15 protein-coding genes and 1 tRNA gene are annotated in these 18,295 nt (G+C 70.2%); 6 read left to right on the top strand and 10 right to left on the bottom strand.

Features of this window, described 5'->3' with window-relative positions:
* Nucleotides 1-64: 64 nt before the first annotated feature.
* The 3 genes from AB0P17_RS07020 to AB0P17_RS07010 all read left to right on the top strand — a co-directional run bounded on the left by AB0P17_RS07020 (nt 65) and on the right by AB0P17_RS07010 (nt 3,801).
* Complete coding sequence (locus tag AB0P17_RS07020; RefSeq protein WP_365808323.1) at nt 65-1,147, top strand: SGNH/GDSL hydrolase family protein; 1,083 nt, start codon at nt 65-67, stop codon at nt 1,145-1,147.
* Between the two features lie 179 nt (nt 1,148-1,326).
* The gene (locus AB0P17_RS07015; RefSeq protein WP_365808322.1) at nt 1,327-2,547 is read left to right on the top strand and encodes an acetyl-CoA C-acetyltransferase; all 1,221 of its coding nucleotides are present in this window, start codon (nt 1,327-1,329) and stop codon (nt 2,545-2,547) included.
* 381 nt (nt 2,548-2,928) lie between these two features.
* Entirely contained in the window at nt 2,929-3,801 is an 873-nt protein-coding gene (locus AB0P17_RS07010; RefSeq protein WP_365808469.1) for a hypothetical protein, read from the top strand.
* A gap of 66 nt (nt 3,802-3,867) precedes the next feature.
* Here the strand turns inward: AB0P17_RS07010 and AB0P17_RS07005 are convergent, their stop codons facing one another.
* Nucleotides 3,868-4,188 carry a hypothetical protein gene (locus tag AB0P17_RS07005; RefSeq protein ID WP_365808321.1) on the bottom strand — a complete coding sequence of 107 codons (321 nt, stop codon included), beginning with the start codon at nt 4,186-4,188 and terminating at the stop codon, nt 3,868-3,870.
* Nucleotides 4,189-4,346: 158 nt separating this feature from the next.
* Between AB0P17_RS07005 and AB0P17_RS07000 the strand changes: the two genes are divergently transcribed.
* Nucleotides 4,347-4,577, top strand: coding sequence for a DUF4287 domain-containing protein (locus AB0P17_RS07000; RefSeq protein WP_365808319.1), 231 nt, complete (start codon nt 4,347-4,349; stop codon nt 4,575-4,577).
* 122 nt (nt 4,578-4,699) lie between these two features.
* Here AB0P17_RS07000 and AB0P17_RS06995 read toward each other — a convergent pair whose 3' ends face one another.
* Both AB0P17_RS06995 and AB0P17_RS06990 read right to left on the bottom strand, forming a co-directional pair.
* On the bottom strand, nt 4,700-5,578 hold the full coding sequence (locus AB0P17_RS06995; RefSeq protein ID WP_365808318.1) for a Bax inhibitor-1/YccA family protein: 879 nt from the start codon (nt 5,576-5,578) through the stop codon (nt 4,700-4,702).
* Between the two features lie 173 nt (nt 5,579-5,751).
* Nucleotides 5,752-5,834 (bottom strand) — tRNA-Leu (locus tag AB0P17_RS06990).
* Between the two features lie 577 nt (nt 5,835-6,411).
* Between AB0P17_RS06990 and AB0P17_RS06985 the strand changes: the two genes are divergently transcribed.
* Nucleotides 6,412-7,182: an ABC transporter ATP-binding protein gene (locus AB0P17_RS06985; RefSeq protein WP_365808316.1), complete on the top strand. Its 771-nt coding sequence runs from the start codon at nt 6,412-6,414 to the stop codon at nt 7,180-7,182.
* An 84-nt stretch (nt 7,183-7,266) separates the two neighbouring features.
* Nucleotides 7,267-9,810, top strand: coding sequence for an FtsX-like permease family protein (locus tag AB0P17_RS06980; RefSeq protein ID WP_365808315.1), 2,544 nt, complete (start codon nt 7,267-7,269; stop codon nt 9,808-9,810).
* Nucleotides 9,811-9,966: 156 nt separating this feature from the next.
* Here AB0P17_RS06980 and AB0P17_RS06975 read toward each other — a convergent pair whose 3' ends face one another.
* The 7 genes from AB0P17_RS06975 to eno form a co-directional block, all read right to left on the bottom strand.
* Nucleotides 9,967-11,265, bottom strand: coding sequence for a cyclopropane-fatty-acyl-phospholipid synthase family protein (locus AB0P17_RS06975; protein WP_365808313.1), 1,299 nt, complete (start codon nt 11,263-11,265; stop codon nt 9,967-9,969).
* A gap of 410 nt (nt 11,266-11,675) precedes the next feature.
* On the bottom strand, nt 11,676-13,064 hold the full coding sequence (locus AB0P17_RS06970) for an NAD(P)/FAD-dependent oxidoreductase (RefSeq protein ID WP_365808311.1): 1,389 nt from the start codon (nt 13,062-13,064) through the stop codon (nt 11,676-11,678).
* A 390-nt stretch (nt 13,065-13,454) separates the two neighbouring features.
* On the bottom strand, nt 13,455-14,570 hold the full coding sequence (locus AB0P17_RS06965) for a phospholipase D-like domain-containing protein (RefSeq protein ID WP_365808309.1): 1,116 nt from the start codon (nt 14,568-14,570) through the stop codon (nt 13,455-13,457).
* An 84-nt stretch (nt 14,571-14,654) separates the two neighbouring features.
* Nucleotides 14,655-15,596, bottom strand: a complete 942-nt coding sequence (locus AB0P17_RS06960) for a Ppx/GppA phosphatase family protein (protein ID WP_365808307.1) — start codon at nt 15,594-15,596, stop codon at nt 14,655-14,657.
* Nucleotides 15,593-16,129: a DUF501 domain-containing protein gene (locus tag AB0P17_RS06955; RefSeq protein WP_365808305.1), complete on the bottom strand. Its 537-nt coding sequence runs from the start codon at nt 16,127-16,129 to the stop codon at nt 15,593-15,595. The genes AB0P17_RS06960 and AB0P17_RS06955 overlap by 4 nt, the downstream gene beginning before the upstream one ends.
* Before the next feature lie 155 nt (nt 16,130-16,284).
* On the bottom strand, nt 16,285-16,758 hold the full coding sequence (locus tag AB0P17_RS06950; RefSeq protein ID WP_365808303.1) for a septum formation initiator family protein: 474 nt from the start codon (nt 16,756-16,758) through the stop codon (nt 16,285-16,287).
* Between the two features lie 241 nt (nt 16,759-16,999).
* Nucleotides 17,000-18,295: a phosphopyruvate hydratase gene (gene eno / locus AB0P17_RS06945; protein WP_365808301.1), complete on the bottom strand. Its 1,296-nt coding sequence runs from the start codon at nt 18,293-18,295 to the stop codon at nt 17,000-17,002.

Raw genomic sequence — 18,295 nt, 5'->3', positions numbered from 1 at the left:
TACTCGTGCGTAGCACGACGAGCGGGACGACGAGGAGGTGGCTCGCGCTGTGTCAAGGGCGAGGGTGGCACGACGGATCGCGGCGGGCGCGGCCTACGGCGGCGGATCCATCGGCCTGCTGGGAGCGGCGGGCATCGGGGTGGTACTGGCGGAGGTCCAGCTCGCGAAGCGGTCGGTGGGCGGGGGGACCGCCCCCGTACCGCCCAGCGGCGACGGATGGTACGGACTGGCCTTCGGCCACACGGAGCCGCTGCGGATGGGCATTCTGGGTGACTCCACGGCGGCGGGACAGGGCGTACGGCGGGCCGGACAGACCCCGGGGGCGCTGCTGGCCTCGGGGCTCGCGGCGGTCGCGGAGCGCCCGGTCGACCTGCGGAACGTGGCGCTGCCCGGGGCCAGGTCGGACGATCTGGAGCGGCAGGTGAGCCAGCTCCTGACGGCGCCGGGCCCGTGGGCGAACCCCGGCCGCGGTTCCGGCCCCGGGGGCGGCCCCGGCTCCGGATCCGGTTCCGCCGCGGTCCGCGTCCCGGACGTCTGCGTGATCATGATCGGCGCGAACGACGTCACGCACCGGATGCCGGCCACCGAGTCCGTACGGTGCCTGGCCGCGGCGGTACGGCGGCTGCGCACGGCCGGCGCGGAGGTGGTCGTCGGAACCTGCCCGGATCTCGGCACCATCGAGCCGGTGTACCAGCCGCTGCGCTGGCTCGCCCGGCGCGCGAGCCGGCAGCTCGCCGCGGCGCAGACGATCGTGGCGGTGGAGCAGGGCGGCCGTACGGTCTCGCTGGGCGACCTGCTGGGCCCCGAGTTCGCGGCGAACCCGCGTGAGCTGTTCGGCCCCGACAACTACCACCCCTCGGCGGAGGGGTACGCGACCGCCGCCATGGCGGTCCTGCCCACGCTCTGCGCGGTGCTCGGCCTGTGGCCGGAGACGGACCGCCTCGACGCCGCGCGCGACGAGGACCTGCTGCCGGTCGCAAAGGCGGCCTCGGCGGCGGCGTCCCGGGCCGGCACGGAGGTCACGGGGGTCCGGGCACCGTGGGCCCTGCTCAAGCACCGCCGCCGGCGCCACCCGCTGCCCACGCCCGCGGAGGCGACCCCGGAGGACCCGAGCACGGCGGAGGCGCACGGGGTCCGGAAGTCGTGAGGCCCAGAAACAGAAACAGGAAGCAGGAAGCCGGAAGCCGGAAGCCGGAAGCCGGACAGCAGGAACAGGTGAGCAAGCGCTTAGAAAAGAGGCCCTCATCACATGCCGCACCGGGTGACCCGTGCACTACGTACGGGTAACTTCCCAGTGAGTTCTGCCCCCGCCCCCTTGGAGCCGTGATGCCCGAAGCCGTGATCGTCTCTGCCGCCCGGTCCCCGATCGGCCGGGCCTTCAAGGGCTCGCTCAAGGAGCTGCGCCCCGACGACCTGACCGCCACGATCGTCCGCGCCGCGCTCGACAGGATCCCCGAGCTCGACCCCCGCGACATCGACGACCTGATGCTCGGCTGCGGCCTGCCGGGCGGCGAACAGGGCCACAACCTCGGCCGGATCGTCGCCGTACAGCTCGGCATGGACCACCTTCCGGGCTGCACGATCACCCGCTACTGCTCCTCCTCGCTCCAGACCTCCCGGATGGCCCTGCACGCCATCAAGGCGGGCGAGGGCGACGTCTTCATCTCGGCGGGCGTCGAGATGGTCTCCCGCTCCGTCAACGGCTCCTCGGACGGCATGCCGGGCACCCACAACCCGCTCTTCGCGGACGCCGAGGCCAGGACCGCCGCGGTGGCGCAGAGCGAGGGCGCGGACTGGCACGACCCGCGCGCCGACGGACTGCTCCCCGACGCGTACATCGCGATGGGGCAGACCGCCGAGAACCTGGCCCGCCTGAAGGGCGTCACGCGCGCGGACATGGACGAGTTCGGCGTACGGTCCCAGAACCTCGCAGAGGAGGCCCTCAAGAACGGCTTCTGGGAGCGCGAGATCACCCCGGTGACCACGCCGGACGGCACGGTCGTCACGGCGGACGACGGGCCGCGCGCGGGCGTCACCCTGGAGGGCGTACAGGGCCTCAAGCCCGTCTTCCGCCCCGACGGACGGATCACTGCGGGCAACTGCTGCCCCCTCAACGACGGCGCCGCCGCGCTCGTGATCATGTCGGACACGAAGGCGCGCGAGCTGGGCCTGACCCCGCTGGCCCGCATCGTCTCCACGGGCGTCACCGGCCTGTCGCCGGAGATCATGGGATACGGCCCGGTCGAGGCGTCCCGGCAGGCGCTCTCCCGCGCCGGCCTGACCATCGGCGACATCGACCTGGTGGAGATCAACGAGGCGTTCGCCGCGCAGGTCATCCCGTCCTACCGGGACCTGGGCATCCCCCTGGAGAAGCTGAACGTCAACGGCGGCGCGATCGCCGTGGGCCACCCCTTCGGCATGACCGGCGCACGCATCACCGGCACGCTGATCAACAGCCTCCAGTTCCACGACAAGCAGTTCGGCCTGGAGACGATGTGTGTCGGGGGCGGGCAGGGCATGGCGATGGTGATCGAGCGGCTGAGCTGAGGCGCAGCGGAGGGTAGGGGTCGCCCGAGGCACGAGGGCGGCACCTGCCCGCAGCGGAGGCGAAGCTCAGCGCGACCGAAAACACGAGCGGCTGAGCTGAGGCGCAGCGGAGGGCCCCACACTCACCCAATGTGATCATCCGGTTCGGGAAAGCGACGATCACGCCCCCCGATCCCCAGTCGTGACTGAATCTCCCCCAGGATGTGACCTATGCCCGGGGGAGATTCGTTTGCCCTGGTCAGGACCTTGAAGCGCCGATACGTAAGGCCGAAAGACCTGTCCATTTCATGACGTAATGCACTGCCGGGCGGTACTCGCCCGCGACAAGCTGAGGTAGGAAGTCGGGGGTATCGATCGGAACGGGAGTAGTCAGTGAGCACCATGTCTCTTGCCCTGCTGCTGACCACGGCCACCGCCACGGCCGTGGGTGTCGCTGCACTGCACGCCGCTCACTCGCTGCGTCGGCAGGTCAGCGCCCTCCGTGGCGAGCTGGCCGCGGTGCACCCCGGCGAGTTCGCCGCCACCGTCCCGCAGGCCAGAAGCGCCACCGACCCCGCCCAGGCCGACGCCATCCGCAGCGCCGTCGCCGAGGCCCTCGCCGAGGAGCGGGAGCGCGAGCTCGCCGAGGCGCGGGCCTTCTGGGCCGCGCAGGAGGCGCGCGACGCCACCGACGCCCCGTCGATGCTGGGCGGACTCTCCGGACTCGGCACGGAGGAGACGCCGTTCTACGTGCCGCGCCAGATGGACTTCGTCGGCCTGGAGTCGCTGGAGGCCCTGGAGGCGCTGGACCTGGACGCCACGGAGGCGTTCGACGGCGGCATGAGCGAGGCCGTCGAGTTCGCGGAGGACTCTCCCGAACTGGCCGCCGCGCGCCGCCGCCACCCCTCCCATCCGGACTTCGTCCCCGTGCAGACCCCGGTCGTCACCGACCACGAGCGCACCGTCGCCCGGCTGGAGGAGCTGGCCAGGACGCGTACGGCGCTGGCCGACGTCCGCCCTGGCCCGCTGGGCACGCTCGACGTGTACGTCTTCGCGGACGGTACGACGCTGTGCATGACCCCCGGCCACCGTGAGACCGCCGAGCGGCTCTCCGACGCGCTGCGCGAGGGCGAGGCCCCGTTCCTGCTGGGCGGGTCCGGTGTCTCGGGCGCGTACACCCTGACGTTCTCCTGCGGCGGCGACGACTACCCGCACGGCGACACCGGCGCCGAGCACATCTACATCCTCGCGGACCGCGTCATAGCCTCGCTCTGACCCCGCCGCCCCGTCCGGAGCGACGCTTCGGAGCAACGCTCCAGCGCAACGTCTCAGAGCGCCGCCTCAGAGCGCCGCCTCGGAGACCGCCTTCTCCACCAACCGCACGGCCTCGTCCAGTTCCGCCTCGGACGGGGCCGTTCGCAGTGCCTCGGCCAGGTCGCCGGCCGCGACCGTGAGCTGGTCGGCGACGACGAAGACACCGGCGTCCGGCATGATCCGCGGCTCCGTCCCCGGGCTCTCCAGACGCTGCGCCCGTACGGACAACTCCCTGGCCAGTCCGAGCGCGCGGGCCGCGGCGCCGCGCTGGAGCCGGCTCTGCGGGGCGGCCCTCAGCCGGTCGGCGAAGCGGTCCACGGCAGTTGTCAGCGGCGTTGTATCGAGCACCCGCCCGACCCTACGCGGCCCCCGGGGCGCACGGCCACCGGCTTGCCAACAGCCCTTGCCAACACGTCCCGGCTCAGGCACGGTGGGCGTAAAGGACCAGAAGGACCGAAAGGATCCGTCCAGAAGGCCCCGTAAGCGCAGAGCGTCCGGAGGCGCCGATGTCCCTTGTCTTCTCCGAAGAGACCCATCGCAATCTGCTCGCACGTATCCCCCATTGCACCGGTCGTGAGATCTCCGACTGGCTCCGCACCGTCGAGGACGGCCCATCCCTTTTCCGTTTCGAGGAGAAGGTGAGCTGGCTGCGGAGTGAGCACAACCTCGCGTACGGACACGCGAAAGCGATCGTCCACGAGTACGACCTGAGGCGCGCGGCGCGCCGCTTCTCCTAGGCCGGCCCGTTCCGGCAGCCGACACCATCCGACCGACAACACGACGGAGGGGTCCGCGGGCGACAAGCCCGCGGACCCCTCCGGTCACTCCGCCGGCCGGTACGGCCGACGGGTCGTTCGTGTTAGTCGTTGCCGCTGAGGATCGAGAAGAGCCGCAGCATCTCCATGTAGATCCACACCAGGGTCAGCGTCAGACCGAACGCCGCCAGCCACGACTCCTCGCGCGGCGCGCCGTACGCGACGCCGTCCTCGACCTGCTTGAAGTCGAGCGCCAGGAAGCACGCGCCGAGGATGATGCCGATGACGCCGAAGAGGATGCCGAGGCCACCGCTGCGGAAGCCGAGGCCGTCACCGCCACCGAAGACGCTGAACAGCATGTTGGCGACCATGAGGAGCACGAAGCCCATCGCCGCGGCCATCACGAAGCCGTAGAAGCGGCGCGTGACGCGGATCCAGCGCATCTTGTACGCGAACAGCACACCGGCGAAGACCGCCATCGTGCCCATCACGGCCTGGATCACCACACCGGGCGCGATGTAGGTGCTGACGACGCTGCTGATCACGCCGAGGAAGACACCCTCGAACGCCGCGTACGACAGGATCAGCGCCGGCGACGGCTTGCGCTTGAAGGACTGGATCATCGACAGGACGAAGGCGACGAGCACGGCGCCGATGGCGATGCCGTACGACGTGCCGATGTTCGCCTGGTCGACCGGCAGCAGGACCCAGGAGAGCACTGCCGTGAGCACGACCGTGCCCAGCGTCATACCCGTACGGGTGACGACGTCGTCGATCGTCATGACGCCGGTGTTCGGCGGTGCCTGCGGCGTGCCGACCGGGGCGCCCTGCTGCTGCGCGTAGGGGTTGGTCGCGTACGGGTTCGTCGCGTACGGGTTGGTTCCTACGGCGGGGCCCCCGGCCTGCGGCGCCGCGTTGAAGCCCGCGTGGCCGTTGTCGCGGCTGAAGCCCCGTCGCGAGAAGACCGGGTTGCTGCTCCTCATCTCACTCCTCCATGGCCACCCAGCGCGGCCTTGCGTCAAGAGTAATGGGAGAGCAAAGCGTACGCCCTAGTGCTCGGGGAGGATCTTTCGTTAAATCGGTACGTCTATGACGTGCCGCTCGTCACAATCCCACCAAAAGGGACCGCGGCGTCCGTCGGCACGGGACGGTGATGTGCCCGGAGCCGGACTTGAACCGGCACGCCCCCGAGGGGCAGCGAGGTTTAAGCTCGCCGTGTCTGCATTCCACCATCCGGGCAAGGCGCGCGACGCCGCGTTGGCACAGGAGCCTATCGGGACACACCACTCGAACAGCCGAGCGCCTACCCGATGTTGTCTTATTTTATTGAGGTCTGAGGGTGCGTCAGCACACGTAACGAGCCATAGGCACATGCCGGGCGCGGGTGGTCATCTGGTGCCGAGGCACACGAGAATGACGAAAAGTCGCCGCCCGGTCACGGATCCGGCACACGCGCAGCTCCGGACGTGCTCCGGCGCGCCTCCGGCGCGGGTGGGGGCGCGCGGTGCACGGGGAGACGACGGGGCGTCACATCGGGACCGTACGCGCACCTTCTCAGGGGCGGTGTCATACCCGAGGAGGAGAGCGCGCACCGGCGGTCAGACCCAAGGGGGCCACGGGAACGGGCATCGGGACGGACGCCCCGGCGGCCGGGCGGGGATGACGATGGAGGGGTTCGCCGGTGGAGGGATTCCTCCACTCGTAACGTCCGCGCCTCCGGATCAGTTCCGGTGCCGCGCCGGATCCGTTCCGGCGCCCGTGCCGGATCCGTCGTCCGGCTCCGTTCCGTTCTCCGTCCCGACAGGAGTGCTCTTCCGTGACCACCACCCCGCTCGCCGACCGTGCCACCGCCGTGGCCGCCCGCGCCTCCGATCTCTCGAAGGTCTACGGAGTGGGCGAGACCCAAGTGGTCGCGCTCGACCATGTCTCCGTCGACTTCCGTCAGGGGGAGTTCACCGCGATCATGGGGCCCTCCGGCTCCGGCAAGTCGACCCTGATGCACTGTGTGGCCGGCCTCGACAGCTTCAGCAGCGGCACCGTCCGCATAGGCGAGACCGAGCTGTCCACCCTGAAGGACAAGCAGCTCACGCAGTTGCGCCGGGACAAGATCGGCTTCATCTTCCAGGCGTTCAACCTGCTGCCGACCCTGACGGCCCTGGAGAACATCACGCTCCCCATGGACATCGCGGGCCGCAAGCCCGACAAGCAGTGGCTGGACCAGGTCATCACGATGATCGGCCTCGCCGACCGGCTGGGCCACCGGCCCACGCAGCTCTCCGGCGGCCAGCAGCAGCGCGTGGCGGTCGCCCGCGCCCTCGCCTCGCAGCCCGAGATCATCTTCGGTGACGAGCCGACCGGGAACCTGGACTCGCGCTCCGGCGCCGAGGTGCTGGGCTTCCTGCGCAACTCGGTGCGGGAGCTGGGCCAGACCGTGGTGATGGTGACGCACGACCCGGTGGCCGCCTCCTACGCGGACCGGGTGATCTTCCTCGCCGACGGGCGCATCGTCGACGAGATGTTCGCGCCCACCGCGGACGGCGTGCTGGACCGGATGAAGGCGTTCGACGCGAAGGGCCGCACCAGCTGACCTGGCGCCCGCCTTCCTGACCGTACGTCCGTACGTCGCCTCCCCGTCCCGTCCGTCCGGCCCACCTTCACCAGGACTTCCACCATGTTCCGTACCGCCCTGCGCACTGTGCTCGCGCACAAGGCCAGGCTGCTGATGACCGTGCTCGCCGTCATGCTCGGCGTCGCCTTCGTCTCCGGCACCCTGGTCTTCACCGACACCCTCGGCAACGCCTTCCGCAACCAGTCGGCGAAGAGCTACAAGGACGTAGCCGTCTCCGTCCACGCCTACGACCTCCGCGAGAGCGGCGACCCGGAGTCCCGCAAGGACGGCCCGGGCCTCAGCCAGGCCGCCATGGACCGGATCGGGGCCCTCGACGGGGTCGCCACCGTCACCGGGCGCGTCGACGGCTTCGCCGGGGTCGCCGACCCCGACGGCAACCTGATCGGCAACGGCTGGACCAACACCGGCTCCAACTTCGCGCCCGGCAAGAACGGCCAGGACCCCGCGTACACCTTCACCGAGGGCTCGGGCCCTCGCGAGGACAACCAGATCGCGCTCGACCGGGAGACCGCGACCAAGGGTGAGTACAAGGTCGGCGACACCGTACGGGTCGCCACCAACGCGCCGGTGAAGGAGTACACCCTCTCCGGTGTCTTCACCACCGAGGACGGCGCGGTCAACGCGGGCGGCAGCCTGGTCCTCTTCAGCACGAAGGCCGCCCAGAAGCTCTACCTGGAGCCCGGCTACTACCGGGACGCCACCGTCACCGCCGCGTCCGGCGCCTCCGACGCCACGCTCCTCTCCGGGATCAAGAAGCTCCTCCCGGAGAACGCCGAGGCGCAGACCGGCCGCGCGCTGGCGGAGCAGCAGGCCAAGGACATCGAGAAGAGCCTCTCCAGCCTCAACGAGATGCTGCTGGCCTTCGCGGCCATCGCCCTGTTCGTCGGTATCTTCCTGATCTCCAACACCTTCACCATGCTGGTCGCCCAGCGGACCAAGGAGCTGGCGCTGCTGCGCGCCGTCGGCGCCTCCCGCCGTCAGGTCAAGCGCTCCGTGCTGGTCGAGGCGACGATCGTCGGGATCATCGCCTCGGTGGTCGGCTTCGCCCTCGGCGTCGGTCTGGCCGTCGGACTGCGCGGTCTGATGGGCGCGTTCGGCGCGAAGATGCCGGGTGGACCGCTCGTCGTCTCCCCGACCGCCATCGGGGCCGCGCTCGCCGTCGGTGTGCTGATCACCGTGATCGCCGCCTGGCTGCCCGCCCGCCGGGCCGCGAAGATCCCGCCGGTGGCGGCGATGAGCAGCGTGCACGCCGTGGCCACCACCAAGTCCCTCGTCATCCGCAACTCCATCGGCGGCGTGATCGCCCTGATCGGCGCCGCCGGGATCCTGGCGGGCGCCTCGCAGGGCTCCGACGGCCGGTTCCTCCTCGGCGGGGGCGCGTTCATCGCGATGACCGGCGTCATCGTGCTGATCCCGCTGCTGTCCCGGCCGGTCATCGCACTCGTACGGCCGCTGCTCGTGGGGGCCTTCGGGGTGTCGGGCAAACTGGCGAGCCAGAACGCCGTCCGTAACCCGCGGCGTACCGGAGCCACCGCCTCCGCGCTGGCCATCGGGCTCACCCTGGTCACCGGCCTCACCGTGCTCGGTGTCACGCTCGGCCAGGCCACCGACAAGATGACCACGGACAACATCAAGGCCGACTACATGGTCTCGATGGCCAACGGCGGTCCGCTCGACCCGAGTGTGCCGGCCGCGCTGGAGAAGGCGTCCGGGGTCACCGCGGCCTCCCCGCAGCAGGCGGTCGACCTGGAGATCAAGGGCGACTACCACTCGGCCTCCGCGGTCACCCCCGGGGACATCGAGAAGCTCGTCAACCTCCCCACGGTCTCCGGCTCGCTGAACTCGCTCTCCGGCGACGCGATCGCGGTCGCGGAGGACACCGCGAAGTCGAACGGCTGGAAGACCGGGGACACGGTCACGCTGAAGTACGTCGACGGGAAGACGGCGGACCTGAAGGTCGGCGCGGTCTTCCGGGGCAACGAGTTCGTCTCCCCGCTGCTGATCTCGACGGAGCTGGCCAACCCGCACGAGACCAAGCACTTCATCCGCGAGGTGTGGGTGAAGACCGACGGCGGCCCCGGCGCCGCCCGCGAGCAGGTCCTCGTGGACGCCCTGGGCAAGAACCCGGCGATCAAGGTGATGGACCAGCAGGACATCAGGAACGAGTACAGCGGCTTCATCGGCACCGCGCTGAACATCATGTACGGACTGCTGGCGATGGCCCTGATCATCGCGGTCCTCGGGGTCATCAACACCCTGGCGATGTCCGTGTTCGAGCGTCAGCAGGAGATCGGCATGCTGCGCGCGATCGGTCTGGACCGGCGCAGGGTGAAGCGGATGATCCGGCTGGAGGCCGTGGTGATCTCGCTCTTCGGCGCGGTGGTCGGCATCGGCCTCGGCACCTTCCTGGCCTGGGCAATCGGCCAGACCATCAAGGACTCGCTCCCGGGGTACGAGCTGGTCCTGCCGTGGGACAGGATCGCGCTCTTCCTGGCGCTGGCCGGGCTGGTGGGTGTGCTGGCGTCGCTCTGGCCGGCCCGCAGCGCGGCGAAGCTCAACATGCTGACGGCGATCAAGACCGAGTAGCGGAGCGCGCACGGACCGCGTAACCGACGGCGTACGGACGGACAGGCCGGGCCCCTGGAATACCTCCAGGGGCCCGGCCCATGTCAACTCACGACGACCCACGGCGATGACAGACGTACGGTGGTGGCAGCGGGTCAACAGCGGTGCGGTGGTGCCTCAGGTGCCCCAGACGCGGGCCCGCAGCGGCAGCCCGGACACGCCGCCGTCCGCGGGCCGGACGGCCAGGATCTGGTTGACGCCGATACGGTTGCGCTCGAAGGAGAGCGCGGACGCGGCCATGTAGAGGCGCCAGACGCGTGCCCGGCCCGCGGAGGTCGCGCGCACCGCCTCCGCCCAGTGCTCCTCCAGATTGGCCACCCAGCGGCGCAGGGTGAGCGCGTAGTGCTCCCGGATCGACTCGACGTCGCGGGCCTCGAAGCCCGCTTCCTCCAGGGTGGAGACGGTACGGCCGAGCGGCGCCAGTTCGCCGTCGGGGAAGACGTACGAGTCGATGAAGTCGTCGATGCGGTACTGCCCCTCGTCCGGCTCGGGCCGCCGGGCGATCTGGTGGTTCAGCAGCCGGCCGCCGGGCTTGAGCAGGCCGTAGAGGTCGTCGGCGTACTCCCGGTACTTGACCGAGCCCACGTGCTCGGCCATTCCGATGGAGGAGATCGCGTCGTACGGGCCGTCCCTGACGTCCCGGTAGTCCTGGACCCGGATCTCGATGCGGTCCGTCAGCCCCTCCTCCGCGATGCGCTTACGGGCGAACGCGGCCTGCTCCCGGGAGAGGGTGATCCCGGTGACCCGGGCACCGTACTCGCGGGCCGCGTGGATGGCCATGGAGCCCCAGCCGCAGCCGACGTCGAGGAGCCGGTCGTCCTCCTTGAGGCCGAGCTTGCGGCAGATCAGGTCGAGCTTGTCGCGCTGTGCGTCTTCGAGGGTGAAGCCGGGGCCCGCGTCCCAGTAGGCGCAGGAGTAGACCATGGACGGGCCGAGGACGAGTGCGTAGAAGTCGTTGCCCACGTCGTAGTGGTGGCTGATCGCCTCCTTGTCGCGGCGCTTGGTGTGCGCCCCGCCGCGCCGCCGCCGGATCTCCTCGCCGGGCGGTGCGGGCGGCGGCCAGGGACCCGCGATCTCCACGAGCCCGCGGGCCGCGGCGCGCATCCGGGGGTCGCGTACGGGGTGGATCCTGGGTCCGTCGTCGCCGTCGCGCTCCCAGATGAGCCCGGCGAGACGTTCGAGCACCGCGTACAGATCGCCGTCGACATCGATCTCCCCGGCGACCCAGGCGCGCGCGAGGCCGAGTTCGCCGGGTTTCCAGAGGAGACGGCGCAGAGCACGGCGGTGACGGATGATCAGGGTGGGTGCGCCGGGAGGGCCCGATTCGCTGCCGTCCCAGGCCCGGATACGGACCGGGAGCGGGGCCCCCAGCAACTCTTCGGCAAGAGTGGTCAGCCGCAGCGCGGCGTCGGCCATGGCGTACACCTCCGTGGTGGTGGATACCGGACATGCTCAACACCACGTAAACACCGCTCGGGTACGGATGCAGTCCCGGCGGCGGGCAATGAGAGAGCAAAATACTTGCATCTACCACACACTTTGCCCGGATGCGGGCCCGTACCCCTGCCCCGTACCCCCGCCCGGTACCCTTCTCCGGCCCGCCCGGGGCGCGAAGATCCAGAACGGGCCTGCTGGTCCGTCGGAGCGACCCGCGTACGGCGGACGCACGGCGCGGGTCTACCGCACCCGGCGTGCCGCGAGTGCGCCGCACAGCCACGCGGAAGGGCCGCGGGAGAAGAGCGCGCGGGCACCCGGAAGGGCCGCGGACATGCGGAAGGGCCGTCCGCACCACGGATGGCGGACGGCCCTTTCCGTACGTTACGCCGTCAGGACGCCTTGGCCTTCTCGGCGGGCGCGGCCGACGCGGCGACGGGCGCCGGGGTCGGCTTCGCGGCCTCGTAGAACTCCTCGCGCGGCGTCTCCATGGCGCCGAGCGAGACGACCTCGCGCTTCAGGAACATCGCGAGGGTCCAGTCGGCGAAGACCCGGATCTTGCGGTTCCAGGTCGGCATGGCCAGACCGTGGTAGCCCCGGTGCGCGTACCAGGCCAGCCGGCCCTTGAACTTGATCTTCATCTTGCCGACGACGATCATCGCGACGCCCTTGTGGACCCCGAGACCGGCGACCGCGCCCTTGTTGGCGTGGCTGTAGTCGCCCTGCGGGAAGCCGCGCATGCCCGAGATGACGTTGTCGCCGAGGACCTTGGCCTGGCGCAGCGCGTGCTGGGCGTTGGGCGGGCACCAGGCGTTCGGGTTGCCGGCCTTGCGGCCGACGAGGTCCGGGACCTGGGCATTGTCGCCCGCGGCCCAGATGTAGTCGGTGCCCTGGACCTGGAGCTTCTCGCTGGTGTCCACGTGGCCGCGGGGGCCGAGCGGCAGACCGAAGCGGGCGAGCGCCGGATTCGGCTTGACGCCGGCGGTCCACACGATGGTGTTGGAGTCGACCTCAAGGCCGTTGTTGAGCACGACGTGACCGTCGACGCAGGAGTCCATGCCGGTCTTGAGGTAGACCTCGACGCCGCGGGCCTCCAGGTGCTCCTTGCCCCAGGCGCCCAGCTTCGGGCCGACCTCGGGCAGGATCTTGTCGGCGACGTCCACGAGCAGGAAGCGCATGTCCTCGCGCTTGACGTTCGTGTAGTACTTGGCCGCGTCGCGAGCCAGGTCCTCGACCTCACCGATGGTCTCCGCGCCGGCGAAGCCGCCGCCGACGAAGACGAAGGTCAGCGCCTTGCGGCGGACCTCCTCGTCCGTCGTCGAGTCAGCCTTGTCGAGCTGCTCCAGGACGTGGTTGCGCAGGCCGATGGCCTCCTCGATGCCCTTCATGCCGATGCCCTGCTCGGCGAGGCCGGGGATCGGGAAGGTGCGGGAGACCGCGCCGAGCGCGATGACGAGGTAGTCGAAGGGCAGCTCGTAGGACTCGCCGACGAGCGGCGCGACCGTGGCGACCTTGCGGTCCTGGTCGATGGTGGTGACCCGGCCGGTGAGCACCTCAGCCTTGGGCAGCACGCGTCGCAGCGGGACGACGACATGCCGAGGCGAAATGCTGCCGGCGGCAGCTTCGGGGAGGAAGGGCTGGTACGTCATGTACGAGCGGGGGTCGACGACCGTGACGGTCGCCTCCCCGTAGCGCATCTTCTTCAGAATGCGACGAGCTGCGTACAGGCCTACGTACCCACCGCCTACAACGAGGATCCTGGGACGCTCCGTGGTGCTCATGCCATCGAGTATCCACCCCCCTCGGAGGGGGTGCTCGTGAGCCCCTTCACAAGGTCTGACCCCCCTTGTGCTACACTCCGCGGCCCACGTGATCGAGGTCATGGCACCCGGGGGAACCGGACAGCGGGTTTGAACGTTGCCCACCCCCTGTGAGCTGGCCCTCAGCACCTCTCCTCGGGCCGAACCGGCCATACGGCTCACGCCACCGCGGCGTGCCCGGAACCGCCCGGTATAAGGGTGCGCGCGGCGCCCGCCCCTCACAGTGGGGCCTCTCGACGGAGTACGGCCCCCCGTGCCGACGTTTTCCTTGTGAAGAAGTTCACGAACTTTCTCGCCAAGGTGGCCGAGGGGCGCCCCGGCAGCGCGGAACACCCCCCGGCGCACGCCCGTTCAGACCCTGGCGGCGGCCTGGAGCGCGGTGAAGTCCCGCAGGTACGCGTCGTACGGAGCGGCGCCCTCCAGCCGGAGCAGAGCCTCGTCGTTCTCCCGCAGGGACGAGTAGTCCAGGTTGTGGGAGCCGGTGAAGGTCCACTTGGTGTTGGCGTGGCCCGCGTACGTTCCCTCGATCAGAAAGTACTTCGAGTGCACGAGGTAGCCGTCGGACGTGGAGAGCTGCCGCAGGTCGATGTTCCTGACCCCGGTCAGCTTGGCCGCGTCGTTGCTGTCGTTGTAGACGATACGGACCGTGCACCCCTGGCCGGCCATGGCCTTCAGCTTCGCGGCCACCTCGTCGCGGTGCAGCGCGAACGCGGCCACGCTCACCTTGCCCTGGTCCGCGCAGGAGAGGTTGTCGAGGATGCTGACGACGATGTCACCCGTGCGCTGCGGGAAGAAGTAGTACTTCTCCGTACCGACCTTGCCCTGGGTGAAGTAGTCGGAGTTCTTCTTCATGGCGGCCAGGTCGTTGAAGTAGCCGACGTACGCCGTGTAGAGGTCGGTGTTGCCGACGACCGTGTAGGCGTTGTTCCAGTACTTGTCGACGTTGACGGGCGTCTGGTTGGCCGACGTCTGGATGACCACGTCCTCCGCCACGCCCGCGTCGCCGATGCGGGAGAAGGTGAAGAACTTGTTGTGGTTGATCAGCCCGGTCCCGCTGTTGCCGATGCACGCGGAGTCCTTGGTGCACACCTGCACCCACGACAGGGCGGACCGGTCGGTGCCCAGGGCGGCGATGAGGTTCTTCGCCGCGTCCCGGTCGGCGAACTTGCTGTCGAGCACAACCCGGATGTTGACGCCCCGGGCATGGGCGGCCGTCAGGGCGTCGACATACCCCTGGTCCGTCAGCGCGTAGAGCGAGGCCCGGATCAGCCGGCCGCTCTGGGTGTTGCCGATCGCGCCGATGATGTGGTTCTTGATCGCGTTCTTCTCCGCGGCCGTCCCCCGCGGATCACTGAAGACGGCCCCGGTCACGATCGGCGGCCCGGCCTGCGCGGCAGATGCCGATCCCCCCGTCAGCGTGGTGCCGACGAGCGCCACCAGCACCATGAGCATCATGCGTATACGCACGTCTCTCCCTCCCTGGCCCACTTCCGTGGACATCAGATGACGAAGGCGTGATCGTTTCATGGCGGACCGGGGCGCGTCTGCGGCTCATTCGGGGTCGCGGGCGCAGCTCCAGGCGATTCCGTCGAGAATGTCGTGCTCGCTGACCACGACCTCCTGGGCGCCGGCGCGTTCCATGATCGCGAGCAGGACGAGGGCGCCCGCGCCGATCACGTCGACCCGGCCCGGGTGCATCACGGGGATCGCGGCCCGTTCCGCGTGGGTGGCGGCGAGCAGGTGGTCGGTGATCTCCTTGACGCGGCCGTAGGGGATGCGGGAGCGGTGGATCCGCTCGGAGTCGTACGCGTCCAGGCCCAGCGCGATCGCGGCCACCGTCGTCACCGAGCCGGCCAGGCCGACCAGTGTGCGGGGTTCGCGCAGCGGGACGGCCTGCTCGGCGAGGTCGAGGGCCGCCTCGATGTCGGCGCGGACCGCGGCGATCGCGGCGGGCGTCGGCGGGTCGAGGACCTCTCCGTCCCGTACGAGATGGCGCTCCGTCAGCCGTACGCAGCCGATGTCCACCGACCGCGCCGCCCGCACCCGGTCGTCGCCGACGACGAACTCGGTGGAGCCGCCGCCGATGTCCACGACGAGGTAGCTGTCCCGCCCCGGCAGTTCCTTCGTGGCACCGGTGAAGGAGAAGGCCGCCTCCTGGTCGCCGGTGATCACCTCGGGCTCCACGCCCAGGATGTCCACCACCCCGCGCACGAACACGTCCCGGTTCTCGGCGTCACGCGAGGCGGACGTGGCCACGAAGCGGATCCGCTCGGCGCCGTGCTCCGCGATGACCGCCGCGTACTCCCGGCAGGCGGCGAACGTACGTTCCAACGCCTCCGGCGCGAGCCGACCGGTCCGGTCGACGCCCTGGCCGAGCCGGACGATCGTCATCCGCCGGTCGAGCTCGACCAGTTCGCCCGTTTCCGGGTGGACATCCGCGACGAGCAGACGGATCGAGTTCGTACCGCAGTCGATGGCCGCGACCCTGGTCATTCCTTGTCCCCCTCGTCCACGCAGGGCGTCACGCACGGGCCCTTCGCCCACCACTCCGGCAGCATCGCCAGCGCCTCGTCACCCAGCGGGTTCACCCCCAGCCCCGCCGCCAGCGAGTGGCCGACCAGGACGTGCAGGCACTTCACCCGGTCCGGCATGCCACCCGCGCTGGGGAAGCCCTCCAGCACCTCGATGGCGTCGCGCCGCGCGAGGTAGTCCTCGTGCGCCGCGCGGTACGCGGCGGCCAGCTCGGGGTCGGTCGCGAGGCGCTCGGTCATCTCCTTCATGACGCCGTTCGCCTCCAGCGTGCCGATGGCCGAGGCCGCGCGCGGGCACGTCAGGTAATACGTCGTCGGGAAGGGGGTGCCGTCGGGGAGCCGCGGGGCGGTCTCGACCACGTCCGGCTGCCCGCAGGGGCAGCGGTGCGCGATGGCGCGCAGCCCGCGCGGCGGGCGGCCGAGCTGCTCCTTGAAGGCGGCGACGTCCGCCTCGGTGGGCTCGGTGCGTGCGGTCTGCGGAGGGGGCGTCTTCATGCCTGCCTGGTTCTGCCGTTCCGGATTCATGTCGTGCGGAGGGGGAGGGGTGGGGTGGGGTGGGGCCGTGGGCGGGATGAGCCCGGCGGGATGAGCCGGGCGCGGTGCGTCCGTACACGTACGTACGGGGTGCGTCCGTACACGTACATACGTACCTACGTGCCGGGGCGGTCCGCCTCGTCCACCCCGTCCAGGACGTTCGAGTACCAGGGGCGGTCCGCCGCACCCTCGTCCTCGCGCCGTTCCCGCGCCGCCTCCGGGTCGATGACGGTGAAGCCCGTCTCCCCCGGCCGCAGGTAGTGCAGGTGCTCACGGGCCAGCCGCTCGACGTACGCGTCGTCCTGGAGCCGCGCCTTCTCGTCGCGCAGCTCCGCCACGCGCCGCTGCGCCTCCTGGCTCAGCCGCTCCTGCTCGGCGATCTCGTTCCGCTGCGACACGTACTCCCGCATCGGATACGCGAGCGCCACCACCAGGGTGCAGACGACCAGCGCGAGGAAGGCCGCGCGCCCCGTGAGCCGGGAGCGGCGGTCCTGCCTGCGGTTCTGCGAGCGGTAGACCCTCGCCGCGGTCTGCTCACCGAGCAGCCGCAGCCTGGTCGAGGTGGAGAACCGGTCCCGGTTCCCGGCCATGGCCCGCCTCCCCTGTCATGTACGGACGTCCCCGGACACGGTACGGGACCGCGGCCGGGGACGTCCGTACGACGGGCGGATGAGCGCCCGCGACGGTATGGGTTACGCGCTGCGTGTTCTCTCAGCCGTTGGAGAACGCATCCTCTTGTTGGAGGAACGCATCCTCTTAATCGCTCGCAGAGCGCATCCTCTTAACTGTTCGCAGAGCGCATCCTCTTAATTGTTCGCAGAGCGCATCCTCTTAACTGTTCGCAGAGCGAAACCGCGGGAACGCGCTGCGACCCGCGTACACCGCCGCGTCGTCGAGGATCTCCTCGATGCGCAGCAGCTGGTTGTACTTGGCGACGCGGTCCGAGCGGGCCGGGGCGCCGGTCTTGATCTGACCGCAGTTCACGGCCACCGCGAGGTCGGCGATCGTGACGTCCTCGGTCTCGCCGGAGCGGTGGGACATCATGCACTTGAAGCCGTTGCGCTGGGCCAGCTCGACGGCGTCCAGCGTCTCGGTCAGCGAGCCGATCTGGTTGACCTTGACCAGCAGGGCGTTGGCCGAGCCCTCCTCGATGCCGCGGGCGAGGCGCTCCGGGTTGGTGACGAAGAGGTCGTCGCCGACGATCTGGACCTTGGAGCCCAGCTTGTCGGTGATGACCTTCCAGCCGGCCCAGTCGTCCTCGAAGAGCGGGTCCTCGATGGAGACGAGCGGGTAGGCGTCGACCAGCTCCTCGTAGTACTCGGTCATCTCGGCGGCCGAGCGCGACTTGCCCTCGAACTCGTAGCTGCCGTCCTTGTAGAACTCGGACGCGGCGACGTCGAGCGCGAGCGCGATGTCGCGGCCCGGGACGTAACCGGCCTCCTTGATCGCCTCAAGGATGAGGTCGAGCGCGGCGCGGTTGGACTCCAGGTTGGGCGCGAAGCCGCCCTCGTCACCGAGGCCGGTGGAGAGGCCCTTCTGCTTCAGGACCTTCTTGAGCGTGTGGTAGACCTCGGCGCCCCAGCGCAGCGCCTCGGAGAAGGACTCCGCGCCGATCGGGGCGATCATGAATTCCTGGATGTCGACATTCGAATCGGCGTGCGAGCCGCCGTTCAGGATGTTCATCATCGGAACGGGCAGCAGGTGCGCGTTCGGGCCGCCCAGGTAGCGGAAGAGCGGGAGGTCGGACGCCTCGGAGGCGGCGTGCGCGACGGCGAGCGAGACACCGAGGATGGCGTTGGCGCCCAGCGAGCCCTTGTTCTCGGTGGCGTCCAGGTCGATCATCGCCTGGTCGATGAGACGCTGCTCGGTGGCGTCGTACCCGACCAGCTCCGGGCCGAGCTGCTCGATGACGGCGAGGACGGCCTTCTCGACACCCTTGCCCAGGTAGCGGCCGGCGTCTCCGTCGCGGAGTTCGACGGCCTCGAACGCACCGGTGGAGGCACCGGAGGGGACTGCAGCACGACCGGTGCTGCCGTCGTCGAGGCCGACCTCGACCTCGACCGTGGGGTTGCCTCGGGAGTCCAGGATTTCCCGGGCTACGACGACGTCGATGGACGGCACGAGCAT

The organism is Streptomyces sp. NPDC088124 (assembly GCF_040685895.1).
Classification (GTDB): Bacteria; Actinomycetota; Actinomycetes; order Streptomycetales; family Streptomycetaceae; genus Streptomyces.
This window is presented reverse-complemented; position numbering and strand designations above follow the sequence as displayed.